This is a genomic window from Peribacillus sp. FW305-BF15, from assembly GCF_058783805.1.
On the sequence record NZ_JBYSYV010000008.1, the window covers coordinates 1 to 17,195 of the forward strand.

At 42.3% G+C, this 17,195-nt stretch carries 10 protein-coding genes; 1 reads left to right on the plus strand and 9 read right to left on the minus strand.

What is annotated here, in order from left to right; genetic code table 11:
• Window positions 1-878: 878 nt before the first annotated feature.
• A complete protein-coding gene (locus AC3WLU_RS09955; protein ID WP_492597212.1) occupies window positions 879-3,743 on the minus strand; it encodes a peptidase G2 autoproteolytic cleavage domain-containing protein in 2,865 nt (954 codons plus the stop codon).
• Between the two features lie 489 nt (window positions 3,744-4,232).
• Here AC3WLU_RS09955 and AC3WLU_RS09960 point away from each other — a divergent pair, with 489 nt between their 5' ends.
• The gene (locus AC3WLU_RS09960) at window positions 4,233-4,436 is read left to right on the plus strand and encodes a hypothetical protein (RefSeq protein WP_492597213.1); all 204 of its coding nucleotides are present in this window, start codon (window positions 4,233-4,235) and stop codon (window positions 4,434-4,436) included.
• Between the two features lie 431 nt (window positions 4,437-4,867).
• Here AC3WLU_RS09960 and mutL read toward each other — a convergent pair whose 3' ends face one another.
• From mutL to AC3WLU_RS10000, 8 genes are all read right to left on the minus strand, one after another.
• Window positions 4,868-6,811 (minus strand): DNA mismatch repair endonuclease MutL, encoded by a 1,944-nt coding sequence (gene mutL, locus AC3WLU_RS09965; protein WP_413001900.1) that lies wholly within the window; start codon window positions 6,809-6,811, stop codon window positions 4,868-4,870.
• 22 nt (window positions 6,812-6,833) lie between these two features.
• Window positions 6,834-9,458 carry a DNA mismatch repair protein MutS gene (gene mutS, locus AC3WLU_RS09970; RefSeq protein WP_413001898.1) on the minus strand — a complete coding sequence of 875 codons (2,625 nt, stop codon included), beginning with the start codon at window positions 9,456-9,458 and terminating at the stop codon, window positions 6,834-6,836.
• A 217-nt stretch (window positions 9,459-9,675) separates the two neighbouring features.
• Window positions 9,676-10,215, minus strand: coding sequence for an outer spore coat protein CotE (locus AC3WLU_RS09975; protein ID WP_057278378.1), 540 nt, complete (start codon window positions 10,213-10,215; stop codon window positions 9,676-9,678).
• A gap of 213 nt (window positions 10,216-10,428) precedes the next feature.
• Window positions 10,429-10,857, minus strand: a complete 429-nt coding sequence (locus AC3WLU_RS09980; protein WP_034313499.1) for a YlbF/YmcA family competence regulator — start codon at window positions 10,855-10,857, stop codon at window positions 10,429-10,431.
• A gap of 1 nt (window position 10,858) precedes the next feature.
• Complete coding sequence (miaB, locus tag AC3WLU_RS09985) at window positions 10,859-12,403, minus strand: tRNA (N6-isopentenyl adenosine(37)-C2)-methylthiotransferase MiaB (protein ID WP_048684706.1); 1,545 nt, start codon at window positions 12,401-12,403, stop codon at window positions 10,859-10,861.
• Window positions 12,404-12,745: 342 nt separating this feature from the next.
• Window positions 12,746-13,786, minus strand: a complete 1,041-nt coding sequence (tdh, locus tag AC3WLU_RS09990; RefSeq protein WP_413002056.1) for an L-threonine 3-dehydrogenase — start codon at window positions 13,784-13,786, stop codon at window positions 12,746-12,748.
• A gap of 613 nt (window positions 13,787-14,399) precedes the next feature.
• Window positions 14,400-15,266: a 2-oxoacid:ferredoxin oxidoreductase subunit beta gene (locus tag AC3WLU_RS09995; RefSeq protein ID WP_057278380.1), complete on the minus strand. Its 867-nt coding sequence runs from the start codon at window positions 15,264-15,266 to the stop codon at window positions 14,400-14,402.
• A complete protein-coding gene (locus AC3WLU_RS10000) occupies window positions 15,253-17,010 on the minus strand; it encodes a 2-oxoacid:acceptor oxidoreductase subunit alpha (protein ID WP_492597214.1) in 1,758 nt (585 codons plus the stop codon). Before AC3WLU_RS10000 ends, AC3WLU_RS09995 begins: the two co-directional genes overlap by 14 nt.
• Window positions 17,011-17,195: the final 185 nt, after the last annotated feature.

Genomic DNA, 17,195 nt, shown 5'->3' on the forward strand with positions numbered 1-17,195 from the left:
AATTGTCAATGCAGGCGATGCTTACTTTCGCTGCCATTAATTTAAAGAAGATGGCCAATTGGACATGGCGAGGTCCAAAAATGGCCTAACATGTGGGCTCGTAGAGCCGCAACCTCTTAACTTCAGGAAAAAATTCAAAGGGAATCTCAAAAAGGGGTTCGGAATTTTTTAATTCCGAACCCCTTTTGTCTACAAACTGAGCAATGGAGAACCCTATTACATAAGGGTTCTCCATTGCCTTTAATTACATGATCCGTTTTTCACGCCACATCTTATATTATGGTAGTCACCTAATGTGGTTTATGGGCATTAAAAATCCAGGGTACGCTTGGATACAATCAGTTATACTTCTCTTTATATTCTACCGAGTTTCTTCTTATAATATAAGAGGTTCTGCCCCCCATCTATAACAACAGATGATTCATTTCAATTTTGCGGTTGGCTCAGCGCTTTTCTTCTATAAAGGTACCTACAGATATCAAAGTGTTCAATCCAATTCCATAAAATTGCAACTATAATGTTGGAGTTCGGAGAAAATGCTAAAGTGGTATCAGAAAGATTAGCACATTCAAAATCAGGACTCTTCAGCAGAAAACTTTACAAAGGCTAACTTTTTACAAAGTGGCAACTTCCCTGTTTTAAGTTCAGACTTTAAGAAGGAAGCTGACTGGACTGCAGCCATTGCAGCCTACGATTGAATTAAACAAATTAAAAGTAGCTACGCAGCTAGTGAAGATTTCCGAATAGATCAAGTGATTTATAATGATGAAGTTGATATTACTGAGTTAGTTAAGAAGGTTAGGACTAAATTTTATTTACTATAAAAAAAACAGCCAAGTTATGCGAACAGGCTGGTTTTTTAAAATAGAAAAGGCTTCTTATAACGATAATAATTTTTGTTTTTGAATCTGAAACTCTTCATCTGTTAGAAATCCTTGTTCTTTTAATTTTGCTAGTTTTTCTAACTTTTCAACAATATCAATCTCTTTTATTGAAGGAATTGAGTTAAGCAGTATTAATACTTGATTTTGCCCAGTACGTTTCATTACCCTGAAACCTTGATCTGCAGCTGTAGCAATACCTTCTTTAAAAGGACGACAGTAACCGCCTGCCTTACATGTACCGTCATCGCGAACGAGAAGCTTCCCGACTAGTCCTACCGCCACCCATTCAGGTTTTTCTAACCTTGAACCGCATTGGTTGGATGGATCCCACAAAGGATTTAGTTTCTTTCTTGATAGCTCGTGCTCTTCTATTAGAATGTTTCCTTCATTATCAGTTACGTCCGGAATTATGACTTCTTCGTAGACAGGCCTGTTCCATTCATCCAGTAAATATTTACTACATTCAGGGTCTTGAATATCAGCAAGTACAGCAGGATTCGAACTAGTAATTCCTACGATAAAATCATCGAATGAATTCGCTATACGAATTTTTTCAGTTTCCCCGTCAAACGTGACAAAATAACCAACATCAATCGGTTTACCGTTGGACGTTTCAAACATTTCAGCAAAGTCACAGGCCACGGGTGCAACGATGTTGGCAGATACATCTCCTTCAAAACAGGCCGATCCATCGTTTAGTATTTTGGCAACGACTCCACCCAACGCACCGTTTACTAGGTACCATGAAAAAGGTAAGTCTCCTACAGCTGGTCCACCATTTTGCCCCATTACGTGAACTCCATTCAGACCACTTGCTGTAGTATTCAACCCTTCAGTATGTGAGAAGTCAGCATTTGCAATCGTTCCTAGTCCTTCCGCATGAGATGCTTGCCCACTGGCAGTTGTATCTGCCCCTTCAGAATGAGAGTAAATCCCATTAGCGGTTGTACCGATACCTTCTGCATGGGAGAAGGCCCCGCTGGCAATTGTATTTGCCCCTTCGGCATGGGAAGAAGTTCCAACGGCGGTAGTCTGAAAACCCTCAGCATGGGAAGCTGATCCACTAGCGGTTGTTCGTTGCCCCTCGGCATGAGCACCAAAGTTTCCAGTTGCAATTGTATTCATTCCTTCTGCATGAGAGAAATCCCCCAAAGCTTGCGGACCAGATTGGGACGTAATATCTTCGGTTCCCCCTTCCGCATGAGCAGCAAAACCACTTGCAGTTGTACCGATGCCTTCCGCATGGGAACTATTTCCACTCGCCAAGTTAGGAGCTGGATTACCCAATGGATCTAAGCCGCCGCCTTCCACATGGGAGGCTCTTCCACTAGCTGTATTACCTTCTCCTTCCGCATGCGCGTTAACACCGCTGATCGTTGTTTGCGTACTCAATCCTTCGGTGTGCGAATTAGCTCCGGCTGCTGTTGTATTGTTCCCTTCAGCATGGGACGCATCTCCATTGGCAGTTGTAAACAAACCTTCGCTATGAGAAAATGCTCCGTTGGCAATCGAAGCGCCTTCCGCATGAGAAGTCAATCCAAAAGCTCTTGACTGGCCTTCGGCATGGGACGCAAATCCATTTGCAATTGTATTGACACCTTCCGCATGAGAAACATCTCCGCTTGCAGTTGTACTAATTCCTTCGGCATGGGAAACTATTCCGCTTGCTATTGTAGAGGATCCTTCCGCATGAGCACTATCACCTTGTGCCAAAGTTGTATTGCCTTCGGCATGGGATGCAAATCCACTGGACGTAGTCTGAAATCCTTCGGCATGGGAATCTGTTGCAGTAGCGTTTGTATTGCTACCCTCAGTATGAGAAGCTTCCCCACTTGCGGTTGTACTTTGCCCTTCCGCGTGGGAACGTGGCCCACTGGAGACAGAACCCTCCCCTTCGGCATGGGAGGAATCCCCACCCGCATTTGTTCCTAACCCTTCCGCGTGGGCAGCAAATCCACTCGCATTTGTATTGACACCTTCGGCATGGGAAGCAAGTCCATTGGAGATTGTACTAATTCCTTCCGCATGGGCAGCAGGATTACCGGCAGATGTATCGAAGCCCTCGGCATGAGATGCAGGTCCACTCGCGGTTGTCCCTACGCCTTCTGCGTGAGCACCATCTCCGCTTGCTAAGGTAGGTAATGGATTACCCATTTGATCTACTCCACCCCCTTCCGCATGGGAAGCCCTGCCACTTGCTGTATTCCCTTCTCCTTCCGCATGCGCGTTAACACCGCTGATCGTTGTTTGGGTATTCATTCCTTCTGTGTGCGAATTAGCTCCGGCTGCTGTTGTGTTGTTCCCCTCTGCATGCGATTGAGCTCCAATTGCATTAGTTTCAAAACCTTCCGCATGGGAAGCTATCCCGCTTGCTGTGGTAGAAGATCCCTCTGCATGTGCTGTACCTGCTGTCGCCGCTGTCCGAAACCCTTCCGCATGGGAGGAGTCTCCCGTAGCAATTGTTTCACTTCCTTCCGCATGGGAAGTATTTGCAATAGCGTTAGTTAGATAACCCTCCGCATGGGAGGCAACCCCGCTTGCTATCGTAGTAGATCCCTCTGCGTGAGCTGTATTTGAACTGGCTACTGTTTGAAATCCCTCTGCATGAGATGCTGCCCCGCTTGCTGTCGTAGTGGACCCCTCTGCGTGGGCCGTATCAGCTGTTGTTTCGGTATCATACCCTTCCGTGTGTGCAGCGTTACCGCCTGCAATGGTGGTACTTCCTTCCGCATGAGAAGCTGTCCCGTTGGCAATTGTATTCATTCCTTCCGCATGAGAAGCTGTACCATTAGCAGTTGTATTGATTCCTTCCGCTTCCGAACAAGCCCCTATCGGATTTTGGTTACATCCATTCGCCATTATCGTTCTCCATTCTTATAAAATTTGTGCATATAAAAAACCTATATTATGTTATGCATATTCTAAAAAATGGTATAGACAAGCACCATTTACTAAATAGCTAATTTAGGATTCCGACTAAATAATTGCGTTGTTATAATAAAGTGGTCTATCACGGAGATCATATTACGGCATGTTCGGTTTGGTCTGACATATAAACGATATTACATTTCGTCCTTCACAATCTTTTTATCTTTCTTTACATTTAATTCGGATTGGATGATGGTACGGCCAAACATATTGATACAGGTTTGGATGGCCTATTGCTTTATGTGAAATTTTCAGAAGTATCTTCCATTAATTCAAAATCAAATTCGAATCTCAGTTCTTTATTTCTGCCTTTTTAATAGGTTCAAAAATCCCGCCACTCCTTTGGATAAATTCAGGCTACTTTGTCCAATCAAAAATTGATCCTTACCCATACATTAATTTAAAAAGGAGATGAGAAAAGTGAGTAGTGATAAAAATAAAGATAAAGATCATAAAGGTTCAGACTCCTTAAGCATATCTAAAAATGAACCTTTAAAGAAAGAAGAATATCCATCATTGAAATACCAGGAATGCGTTGATCGTGCCTTTCGTATTCCAATATTATCAAGTACAACAAATACGTTAAATCCAATTCAACAACAGTTTCAAAACCGACTTATTTAAGAGATTGAGAACGCATTGCTTTTCCACGTACATTGCCTGTAAGTGAACAATACCGGAAACCATTTTAACAAGCATTCGCCGCTTGGTTTCATGAAGCTATGGAATATTAGCAATCAACTTTCATCGCTTCCTCGTTGAGATTGCTGATACTAAAGTAGGACAACCTCCATCATCCACTCCTTTCTGGGAAGGCTCCGTTTTTTTACAAATTGAACCCTCAATGTCTTTTCAATTTGGACTACCCATATTATTAGTAAGGGAAGCTAATACTGACACAAATACTAATTTGGTCAGGAGGAACTGCCCCACTCAACACATTCAAAAGCTCTAGGAATTAAGAGCATAGACCAATAAATGTGGTCATTTTGTGGTCATTTAACTAAAAAAGCAATGGAAAACCCTATTACATAAGGGTTCTCCATTGCTTTTAATTACATGATCCGTTTGAACATTTTTTCCATTTCATATATGGAATATGAGATGATGATAGGTCTTCCATGAGGGCATGTGAAGGGATCTGTTGTCCGCCTCAGTTCATCCAGTAGTGCTTGGATTTCATCATTGCGCAGATGACGGTTTGCCTTTATGGAGGCTTTACAGCTCATCATGATGGCTGCTTCTTCGCGCAATTTTTTGATGTCGACCTTTTTCATCGATAGCAATTGTTCTATCATTTCCTCAAGGATTTCCTGTTCAATTCCTTTAGGGAACCATTGTGGATGCGATCGGACAATATAGGCATTATAGCCAAAATCCTCTAAAAAGACGCCGACTTTTTCCAACTCATTCCGATATTCATTTATCCGGATACATTGGTCCGTTGAAAATTCAAGGGTAATGGGGACAAGCATATCCTGTAGCTCGTTTTCAACCCGACCGACTTTTTCTTTAAAGTATTCGTATTTGATCCGTTCCTGGGCAGCATGCTGGTCTATGATATACAAGCCCTTTTCGTTTTGGGCGAAAATATATGTTCCATGCATTTGCCCAATCGGGTACATCGGAGGGATGCGGCTTTCCGGTTCATTCGCCTCGATTTCCTCCTCTTGTTCGACTGTGTAGGTTGTAAACTTTTCAGCTGACTCGAAATATGATGATTTGCTTTCATCATCTAGTAAGACCGGTACATAGACATCTTCCATTTGCTGCTGTTCAGTGCTATAGATTATTTCCTTTATTGGTTCAAGATTGAAATCTTCATTATGATTCACGTAATTCTTTTGTTCCTGCTTTTCCCGTATCAAGGTATCCTTCAAGAGGGAAGCTTCTTTCTTGGCTTCTTCCAGGACCCGCTTGCCGCTTTCCACAACATGGTCCAATTCCAGAGTGGTTTGCTCACTTTTCACCTGTTCCGGCTTTGCTGCTGGTGTATATCCACTTGGTATTAGAGACATCTTTTTAAACGAAGATTTAATCGTTTCCGATACAAGACTGTACAATTCCTGTTCCTTGCTGAGCCTTACCTCCATTTTGGATGGATGTACATTGACATCGACAAGAATCGGATCCATTTCGATATTCAGCAAAGCGATTGGAAAACGTCCAATTGGAAGAAGTGTATGATACCCATCCAGGATTGCTTTCACGAGCGCATAGTTTTTAATGAAGCGCCCGTTTATCATGGTTGAAATGTAATTCCTTGATGCCCGGGTGATCTCAGGCATGACGATATATCCGGATAATTTAAAATCCAAGGAGCTTGCCTGAACCGGAATCATCTTTTTGGCAATATTCGTACCATAGATTGCCGCTAGCACCTGCCTGACATCACCGTTACCATTCGTATGGAGGATACGCTTCTCATTGTGTGTTAACCGTATAGAAACATCCGGATGTGAAAGTGCGAGCCTGTTAGCGACATCCGTAATATTTCCCAGCTCGGTATGAATGGTTTTCATATATTTCAACCGTGCAGGGGTATTAAAAAACAAGTCGGAAACCAGGATATCCGTTCCTTTACGGCTGGATGAAGCCTCAAGTTCCTTAACCAAGCCTCCTTCAAGAAGTATGCGCGTTCCTACCCCTTCGCCAGTGCTGCTTTTCATTTCAAAACGGGAAACTGAAGCAATACTGGGCATGGCTTCACCGCGGAAGCCAAGTGTTCGGATTCGGAAGAGATCATTTTCGTCTTTAATTTTACTAGTGGCGTGACGTTTAAATGCCGCTTCTATGTCATCAGGTAAAATCCCATCGCCATTATCCACGATCCGAATGGAACCAAGTCCAGCCTCCACCAATTCAATCTCTATAATGGTACTGTTTGCATCTATTGCGTTTTCCACAAGTTCCTTAACGACTGAGGCTGGGCGTTCAACAACTTCGCCAGCTGCGATTTTATTAGATAAAGCCTCATCAAGCTGTATGATTTTTCCCATTTTTATCGCCTCGCTTTAATTCTCATTTAAGTTTCTTTTGTAATTTATAAAGGGTATTCATTGCCTCAAGCGGCGTCATTTCAAGGATATCCAGTGATTTTATGTCATCCAGCACCTTTTTTTCCTTTGGTGAAGAATTCACCCTTCCTTTAGGAGCTTCTTCTCCAAAGAAGGAAAGCTGTGCCTCATTGACGGATGTAACAGGGGCAGCTTCGGCAATAGATGTTTTTTCAGCAGCAGGCTGTTCAGGAATCGCCTTTGCCTGTCCATTTTCATTCTCTAGCTGGGCTAAAATAGCAGCCGCCCGATCTATTAACTGCTCCGGTAAATCAGCAAGCTTAGCCACATGAATTCCATAGCTTTTATCTGCTGGCCCTTCTTTAATTTTATGAAGGAAAACGACATTTCCATTTTGCTCAATGGCACTTACATGGATATTTTTCAATTTTGGGAGTTCCGTTGCCAATACAGTCAATTCGTGATAATGAGTCGAAAAGAGTGTCTTTGCCCCAATTTCCTCATGAATATATTCAATGATGGCCTGAGCAAGCGCCATCCCATCATAAGTTGATGTTCCCCGGCCTATTTCATCGAATAATATCAAACTGTTTTCTGTCGCATTCATGATGGCATTTCTTGCTTCAAGCATCTCGACCATGAATGTACTTTGACCGGAAATCAAATCATCTGCCGCGCCTATCCTGGTAAATACCTTATCAAAAATAGGTAATTCAGCTATACTTGCGGATACGAAGCATCCAATTTGCGCTAAAATCGATGTTAGCGCTATTTGACGCATATACGTACTTTTACCCGACATATTGGGCCCTGTGATCAAGAGTAACTCCCGATCTCCATCCATAAAGCAGTCATTGGGGACATATTCCTGTGATTGAAGGACTTTCTCGACCACTGGATGCCTGCCTTCCTTCAGTACGATTCTTCGATCATCGGAAAAGACAGGCTTCACATAATGGCGTTCTTCACTAATCGTCGCAAAGCACTGCAGGACATCCAGTTCACTGACGCCTTTCGCCAAATCCTGTAAGCGAGGGATATAGCTTTTGACCTCTTCACGAAGATTGAGGAATAAGTCATACTCCAAACTGATGCTTTTTTCTTCTGCTTGTAAAATCAAAGCTTCCTTTTCTTTCAATTCAGGTGTGATATAACGTTCGGCATTCGTTAAAGTCTGCTTCCGTTCATAACGGCCTTCTTCAAGCAGATGCAAATTTGCTCGTGTGACTTCAATGTAATAGCCAAATACACGATTATATCCGATTTTCAAGGATTTGATCCCGGTGCGTTCCCGCTCTTCGCGTTCAAGCTGTGCAATCCAAGTTTTTCCGTTTCTGCTGGCATCCCTGTATGTATCCAGCTCCGTATGGAAACCATCCTGAATGATATTCCCTTCCTTCACGGACAATGGAGGGTTTTCTACAAGCGCCGTTTCAAGTAAATCCGTCACTTCTTCACAAGGATCCAATTTATCGGCCAGGATTGAAATATCCTGATTGGAAGCCATTGACTTCACGATTTCACGAATGACCGGCACCTGTTGCAAGGAACGTTTCAGTTGAATCAAGTCCCGAGCGTTTACATTCCCGAAGGCCACCCTTCCGGCAAGCCGCTCCAAGTCGTACACTTCCTTCAGGCGTTCACGTAAGTCTTGTCGTTCGAAGTATTGATTTTTCAGGGTTTCAACAAGGCTTTGTCTCCGCTCGATCTGTTTTTTATTAATGAGCGGTCTATCAATCCATTGCTTCAACATCCTTCCGCCCATGGCTGTTTTTGTTTCATCAAGCAGCCATAGTAATGAGCCTTTTTTACCTTTGGAACGAATGGTTTCAGTTAATTCCAAATTACGTTTGCTATAATAATCAATTTTCATATATTGTGATGTTTCATATGCAAGCACTGGCTGTAAATGATCCAGGCTGCGTTTTTGGGTACGGTATAGATAATTCAATAAACGTGAGGTCGTTGTCGCCAGTTTCTGGTCTTTTAACAAATGAAGCAATGGAGCGAATGACTCGCTTTGGACCAAATTACTCTCTAGGGATAGGGCGGCTGCGCCCCGTTCTTGAAGCATTTTTCTCCATTCTTCATTGAAATCCTCGGCAATGACCACTTCACTCGCACCAAGGATGGCAAATTCATTCAGAACTTCCTCGAAACTCTCAATCAATGTAACCTTATTTTCCCCTGTCGATAAATCATTGTATCCAAAGCCAAACTGACCATCCGTAAAATAAGTGATGGTGGCAATATAATTATTTTCCTTTTCACGAAGACCCTTACTATCCATTTTCGTTCCCGGGGTAATCAGCTGGACAACTTCCCTGCGTACCACACCTTTGGCTTGCTTCGGATCTTCGGTCTGTTCACAAATAGCTACTTTAAAACCTTTTTCTATCAATATATCAATATAATTAGCAGCCGAGTGATACGGAATGCCGCACATCGGAATTCGCTCTTCACTACCGCCTTCTCGGCTCGTTAATGTGATTTCGAGCTCTTGTGATGCATTCAGTGCATCATCAAAAAACATTTCATAAAAATCGCCTAAACGAAAAAATAAAAAGGCATCCTGATACTCTGCCTTAATTTTTAAATATTGCTGTATCATTGGAGTATATCCAGCCATTCCTTCAAAACCTTTCCAAACTAAAATCTATTACACATTTATGTCCTTCATTATAACATACGAAAATGCAACATGGCCTGTATTCGAAATTGCATGGTAAATCAATTATCCTTTACATTGTAAGCTAGCTGTATCTGTAAAGCCATAGGGACTTGTCCCGCTTCAAATTAAATAAAACCGGATGAAGGGAATGTCATCCGGTATTAATTTCTATATTCTATTCGTCTTCGAATTCATCAAGGAAATCCGGATCTAAATCTTCGAAATCCTCATCATCGAAATCAGAGCCCCAGTCATCCTCACAGCGGCCATCTGGACTTACAGCGACACAAATTTTCGTTTCGCCGACGACTTCCACAAAGAATTCCCTTTCCACATGGACAATGATTTTTTGTCCACATGGGGAGATGCATGCTTCTAAACAATTCGGCTGTTGGACAGCTTTTGCAGCGATTTCATGGTCATCAAGATAATCGGGATCACGGTATTTCAGCGAAATAACGTCGGTATATTGCACTTTTTCAGTTACAACTTCCGTCTTCGAATTATGGTTATAAGAATACCAGACGTTGATTTCGTAGCTGCCGTGAATTTCTACCTTTTTGCCGACTTTCTTTGCATCGTATTTATGGTTGATGATCCAACAACCTAGAATGCTAGAAGGATGATGAGCCGGGCAAATGGTGTGAGAGGACTTTGTGAATTTACGTCCTTTTGCCACCACCGCTTTAGTAATTATCTCTCTATATTGTGACATGCTAGCGAACCCTCCTCATACAGTTTCCATTCATCCTATGCGTGGTAAAAGTCTATTGTGCGTAGAATTTTAATTGTTTGAAAACTGCTGTAATGTTTTAAACCTAGGTTATTTTATGCGCATGTTTTGGGATATGTGTCACGAATGGGCACTGTATAAGGATTTCCGCATATTAAAAAAGCCCTTCTGAAACCAGAAGGGCTTTTTTAATATTCATGAACAGCTTCCGCCGCCTGCTTGTACCTGTGAACCTGTCTCACCGCGAAGGACATCGCCTTCGGTCGATTCAATAATCAGGTCCGTCACCTTATTCGATACCTGTGATGAGACCATTTGTAAAAGATCATTTACATCCACTTGGGATTGTTTGAATTCTTGCACGATCGGAAGTTCATCCAATTGTTTTTCCAGTGCATCAATTTTGGCCTGCACTTGACTGTATGCTTTCTCTTTGCCGTAATGTTGGAAGTTTACAGCCTGTTTTTGCAAACTCTTGATGCTGGCGATCATTTCACGGATTTTCTGATTTTCATTGATGTGAGCTTCTGCCCGTTTAAAGAAATCGACTTCTTCCGTGCTGGCGATCATTTCAGCAAGCTCGGCCGCTTTATTCAGAATGTCATCTTTAGTATATTTAGTCATATTACTCCACCTCAATCGCCGTTGCTTCTTCAACCATATCCCCATTTAATGACCATGTTTTCGTTCCGGTGATTTTCACTTTTACGATTTTGCCAATAGCGGATTTTGGTCCTTTGAAGTTCACGAGCTTATTTTTCGTTGTATAACCTGCTAATACTTCCGCATTCTTCTTGCTTTCGCCTTCAACGAGCACTTCAACAATCTGTCCATCATACTCTTTCATTTTCAATGCGCACGTTTCATTTACAAGGGCATTCAAGCGTTGCAGACGTTCCTTTTTCACTTCCATCGGTACATTATCCTGCATTTTCGCAGCCGGTGTTCCCTCACGTGGTGAATAGATGTAAGTATATGCTGCATCAAAACCAACTTCACGGTATAATGACATCGTTTCTTCAAAGTGCTCTTCCGTTTCATTCGGATAACCTACAATGATGTCCGTGGTTAGCGATGCACTTGGGATAGCTTCCTTTATTTTTTTAACTAGCTCTAAATATTGTTCGCGTGTATACTTACGGGCCATGATTTTAAGTGTTTCCGTACTTCCCGATTGAACTGGAAGATGGATATGGTCAACGAGATTTCCGCCTTTAGCCAGTACTTCAATCAAATGATCATCAAAATCACGGGGATGGCTTGTCGTAAAACGAATACGCGGAATGTCGATTTTGCGGATTTCATCCATCAAATCGCCGAAACGATAATCGATATCCGTAAAATCTTTACCGTAAGCATTCACATTCTGTCCAAGCAGGGTTATTTCCTTGTAACCCTGTGCCGCTAAATGACGGACTTCCTGGATGATATCTCCAGGCCTGCGGCTTCTTTCTTTCCCTCTCGTATACGGTACGATGCAGTATGTACAAAACTTATCGCATCCATACATGATATTGACCCATGCCTTGGTTTTTCCTTTACGCACTTTCGGAAGGTTCTCGATTACATCACCTTCTTTAGACCAAACCTCAATGACCATTTCCTTGGAAAGGTAAGCTTCATTAAGAATTTGCGGCAGGCGGTGGATGTTATGCGTTCCGAAAATCATATCTACAAAATGGTGCTTCTCTAGAATCCGCTTTACAACTGTCTCCTCTTGTGACATACAGCCGCAAACCCCAAGCAGTAGATCCGGCTTTTCCAATTTCAATGATTTCAAATGCCCCAATTCACCGAACACTTTATTCTCTGCGCCTTCCCGAATCGCACAAGTGTTAAGTAAAATGACGTTAGCATCATCCACCGAGTCTGTCGCCTGATAACCAAGTGCCATAAAGATGCCCGCCATGACTTCTGTATCATGTTCGTTCATTTGACAGCCAAAAGTGCGAATGTAAAACTTTTTACCTTCTCCCATTCCGCGGAAACCTTCAGGAATGGCAAAGTCATCATGATATTCTACTTCTTCTTTTCCCCGCTTTTTCGCATCCTTTAAGGAAGGTGGAATATAAACGGCTTGAAAGTACTTACTGAAGTCCTTTTCGGATTTTTTGTCCGCTGGATTCTCAGCCTGTACTTGTTGTGATTCTAATCGTTGTTTCTCGTTCATAGTTAATCTCCTTTCAAAATAGTTAGTTTATTTCTTTCACCAACTATTTCAAGACCTATCATCAAATGGATTTATACGGATTCCTTTTTAAGAATTTCCAGTAAATATTAGCTATTAAGTGTGATATATCCACATTATCATAGTATAAAGCTTTTAACAGCAAGAAACAATCATTCTGTCGTGGCTTCTTCAATTGTAAGAAATTTTTCACAAATATTGAAAATAAGAACATGAAAGAAGAGGCTATGACGAATTTAGCCTCTTCTTATCATTTTTGGATGACGCTTTCCCCTTTCATTATTTTTCAAATGCAGAGCATGCAATTTCCACCTTTTTAGGTGTTCAAGGTATAAGGAGAACCTTACCACACTGGCCTTTGATCATCAGTTCAAATCCCTTTTCAAAATCACTGAGTGAGAACCGATGGGTAATCATTGGTTTTACATCAACCTTGCCACTTTTAAGCAGACTTGAAACCTGTTGCCAGGTTGAAAACATCTTCCTTCCAGTAATCCCTTGGACAGTAAGACCCTTGAATACGATATCCTCTGTTATATTAATCGTGACGGGCTTAGAAGGCAGACTTAGAATGGATATTCTTCCACCATTGGTCGCCATCTTGAACCCTTGTTGGATAGCTGCTGGATTCCCGCTCATTTCACAAACAACATCCACCCCGTCCCCACTTGTAATGCTTTTCGTGATTTCCACTGGATCCTGATTCATTGAATGAATGAGGTGTGTGGCACCCATCTTTTTGGCTAGCTGAAGTCGATAATCATTAATATCAAGAGCGATTACTTTATCAGCACCTGCGGCCTTTGCTACAGCAATCGCCATAAGCCCAATTGGACCACAACCGATTATTGCCACCGTTTTACCCAGCACCTCGCCAGCTAGCACTGAATGGACGGCATTCCCCATCGGTTCTTGGATGGTAGCTATATCGAGTGGCATATCACTTGGATTTTTCCATAAATTCTTGGCTGGCAGAGCTATGTACTCTGCAAAGCACCCTTGTTTATCCACACCGATAATGTTTGTTTTTTTACAGATATGGAATTGTCCGGTTAAGCATTGCCTGCATGTACCGCAAACTATATGTGTTTCGGCAGATACACAATCACCAACTGAAACATTACTGACACTTGCTCCTATCTTGATTACTTCCCCTGCAAATTCGTGCCCAAATACGTATGGCGGGCTCACCCTTCCTTGTGACCATTCATCCCAGGTGAAAATATGAATATCCGTTCCGCAGATCGAGGTCATCTTCACTCGAATCAAGACCTCGTCATCACGAATGTCCGGTATATCGACAACTAGTAATTGTGCCCCATAACCTCGGTGATGTTTGACGATCGCTTTCATTTTACCTCTCAACATGTACATTCCCCCTGAAATAGGGCTGTGCTTTTTCATCTACCTTAATATGTAAAGATATGAAAAATCAATCACAAAAATACCATAATCACTTTTGTACCGGCATTTTCACATTAATAATGATGATTTTTAGGCATTCATACATTTTTGTTAAATGGGTCATGTTTCTATAGCATCTTGTCCGCTCTCGAATAAGATATCTTGTACAACAAAAAACAAAAACAATGAAGGAGTGACTTATATGTCATGTGGATGCAATAATCATGATCGGGATCGCGATCGGGACAGAGATCGGGATAGAGATCGGGACAGAGATAACAAGAGAATCGCAGACGATTTTTGTCGTGCTGTGAGGGGCTGCAATAGGCGCGATCGCGACCGGGATCGGGACCACGATCGGGACCACGATCGGGACCGCGATCGGGACCGCGACCGCGACCACAACCGCCATCACAATTGTTGCAGAAGAAGGAATCGTTGCAATTTCTTCTGTGGATGCAATAACGGTTGGTGGTAAGCTAATCTAGGGAGGCTAGTGATTCTCTCTACTGAGCTTTCCAGTTAATCACAAAAAAAAGGTTCACCCCATCTTAAGGGGTGAACCTTTTAACTTTTACATAAATTCAGCAACAAGCTTATCAAAGTGCGCTTGATCCAGTGTCAAATCTGATTTGTTTAGCGCTTTTTCAGCATACCCTGGCACTAATTCCTGGTACGAAGGGCGTGAAGAATCTTGATAAATGATCCCTGTCACAAGGCTGTCATGCTGCATCAAAGTCTGCATGGCCTGTTCTTTATTTGATGAATCATAGCCTTCAATCGTGTTCAATTTAGTTAAGTTTTGTTTAAACCAATCATACGTATTGATCTTATTATATGTTACGCAAGGAGAGAAAACATTGATAAAGGAGAACCCTTTATGGTTTATCCCTGCTTCAATGATCGCCGTAAGGTCTTTCAAGTCAGTGGAAAAGCTTTGGGCGACAAACGTAGCGCCAGCTGACAATGCTAATTCCATAGGTGAAACAGCCTGTTCTATTGATCCTTCTGGAGTGGATTTCGTTTTAAATCCAGCAGCTGATCTAGGAGAAGTCTGGCCTTTAGTCAATCCATAAATTTGGTTATCCATGACAATATACGTAATGTCGATATTACGGCGGATCGCATGGATGGTGTGTCCCATCCCGATTGCAAAACCATCCCCGTCACCGCCTGAAGCTATAACCGTCAATTCACGGTTGGCCATTTTTACTCCTTGGGCAATTGGTAGTGAGCGCCCATGGATGCCGTGGAAACCATATGACTTGATGTAACCGGATATACGCCCTGAACAGCCGATACCGGAAACAACGGCCAAATTCTCCGGCTCCAATCCCACATTGGCTGCCGCACGCTGCATGGCAGCCTGAACGGAGAAATCTCCGCAGCCAGGACACCAGTTTGGTTTTACATCATTCCGAAATTCTTTAAACGTTGCCATATTCGAACATCTCCTTGCATTGTGTGTGAATTTCATGCGGGAGGAATGGGTTGCCATCATATTTTAGGATGCTTTTTATTTTATTAACATGTCCGACATTCATCTTGATAATATTAGCCAATTGTCCAGTCGCATTATTTTCAATAACTACTACTTTCTTAGCACTTTGCACCAATGAAAGGACTTCATCAGCTGGGAAAGGATGAATCAAGCGGATTTGGGCATGATTCACTTTCATTCCGTCCGTTTCTAAACGGCCGATCGCTTCATCAATCGTCCCGCGTGTTGAGTTAAAACCAAGAATTAATAAATCCGCTTCTTCATGCGGTGTGTTTTTGTATACTGGTGTTTGGAATGTGTTAGTTAAATTATTCAGCTTACGCATCCGTTTATCCATTTGCAATTTGCGATTCAAGGCCGTCTCGGAAGGTCTGCCCGTTTCATCATGTTCAACACCCGTAACATGGTGAATTCCATTTTTCATACCAGGCACTACCCGTGGTGAGACTCCGTCTTCCGTTACTTCATAACGCTTGAAGTAAGATTTGTTTTCCGGCTCTTCAATTTCAAAGTCAACCAATTTTCCGCGTCTTATCTCCACTTTGCCGTAATCAAGCGGCTGAACCGTCTGTTTACCTAATGATAGCTGTAAGTCGGATAAAACGATAACCGGACATTGATATTCCTCTGCAAGGTTGAATGCTTCTGCAGTATCATAAAAAGCTTCCTCAACAGTACTCGGAGCCATGACGATTTTAGGTATTTCACCATGTGTACCATAAATCATGGCCATTAAATCGGATTGCTCCTGTTTTGTAGGAAGTCCCGTAGATGGACCGCCACGTTGAGTATCGACGATGACAATTGGCGTTTCGGTAATGCCCGCTAAACCTATCGCCTCCATTTTCAAGGAAAGCCCAGGTCCAGCTGAAGCTGTGATGGCACGTACACCGCCATAGTTCGCACCGATAGCCATTGTGGCTGCCGCGATTTCATCTTCAGTCTGTATGACCGTCCCGCCAAATTGAGGAAGTTTCTTAATTAAGTATTCCATGATTTCCGAAGCCGGAGTAATCGGGTAAGCTGCCATGAAGCGGCAACCTCCTGCAACTGCGCCTAAAGCGATAGCATCGTTTCCAATCATGAACATTCGTTTTTGGCCGTCTGCCTTTTCCAGCTCCATCGCGCCCAGTTTTTCTCCAAGCAATACTTCCATTGCCTTATAGCCGGCAGTAATGGCATCCATATTCTTCTTAACGATTTCTTCACCTTTACGGCCGAATATTTCATCAACCACATCGTTGAATACGGAAATTTCCATTCCGAGAACAGCACATGTTGCACCGATGGCAACCATATTTTTCATTAATGATGTTCCTAATTCGGCTGCTATTTCCGTAAAAGGAACAATATATAATTCTGCCTTTGTATCTTCTGGGCAGACAGGTTTGAATTTTGCATCTGCAATTATGATGCCACCCTCATGTAATTCTTTATAATTGACCTCAATTGTTTCTTGGTCAAAAGCAACTAAGATGTCTAAATCATCAGAGATAGCACGAGTTTCCGTAGTACTTACACGAATTTTGTTATTCGTGTGTCCACCCTTGATTCGGGATGAGAAATGACGGTAGCCATACAAGTAATAACCTAAGCGATTGAGGGCAATACAGAATATTTCTCCTGTACTTTCAATACCTTCACCTTGTTGTCCGCCAACTTTCCATGAAAGTTGATTGATCATGTCTTACACTCCTTTAGGACGTTCGTATATAAATGCATTTAACCGCACCTCTCTTAGAACATTCAACTATGTATAATTATCGTTCTAATTTAGGAAAGGTGTACTAAACGCTTTCAATTCTATCGGTTAAATCATCAAATTGCAACCTTTTTGCTTTTATTTTTTATATTTTCAGAATATTTATT

Excerpts from the sequence above, each read along its gene's own strand:
- AC3WLU_RS09955 (WP_492597212.1), bottom strand. The coding sequence starts at position 3,743 with ATGGCGAATGGATGTAACCAAAATCCGATAGGGGCTTGTTCGGAAGCG.
- mutL (WP_413001900.1), bottom strand. The coding sequence starts at position 6,811 with ATGGGAAAAATCATACAGCTTGATGAGGCTTTATCTAATAAAATCGCA.
- mutS (WP_413001898.1), bottom strand. The coding sequence starts at position 9,458 with ATGGCTGGATATACTCCAATGATACAGCAATATTTAAAAATTAAGGCA.
- AC3WLU_RS09975 (WP_057278378.1), bottom strand. The coding sequence starts at position 10,215 with ATGTCACAATATAGAGAGATAATTACTAAAGCGGTGGTGGCAAAAGGA.
- AC3WLU_RS09980 (WP_034313499.1), bottom strand. The coding sequence starts at position 10,857 with ATGACTAAATATACTAAAGATGACATTCTGAATAAAGCGGCCGAGCTT.
- miaB (WP_048684706.1), bottom strand. The coding sequence starts at position 12,403 with ATGAACGAGAAACAACGATTAGAATCACAACAAGTACAGGCTGAGAAT.
- AC3WLU_RS09995 (WP_057278380.1), bottom strand. The coding sequence starts at position 15,266 with ATGGCAACGTTTAAAGAATTTCGGAATGATGTAAAACCAAACTGGTGT.
- AC3WLU_RS10000 (WP_492597214.1), bottom strand. The coding sequence starts at position 17,010 with ATGATCAATCAACTTTCATGGAAAGTTGGCGGACAACAAGGTGAAGGT.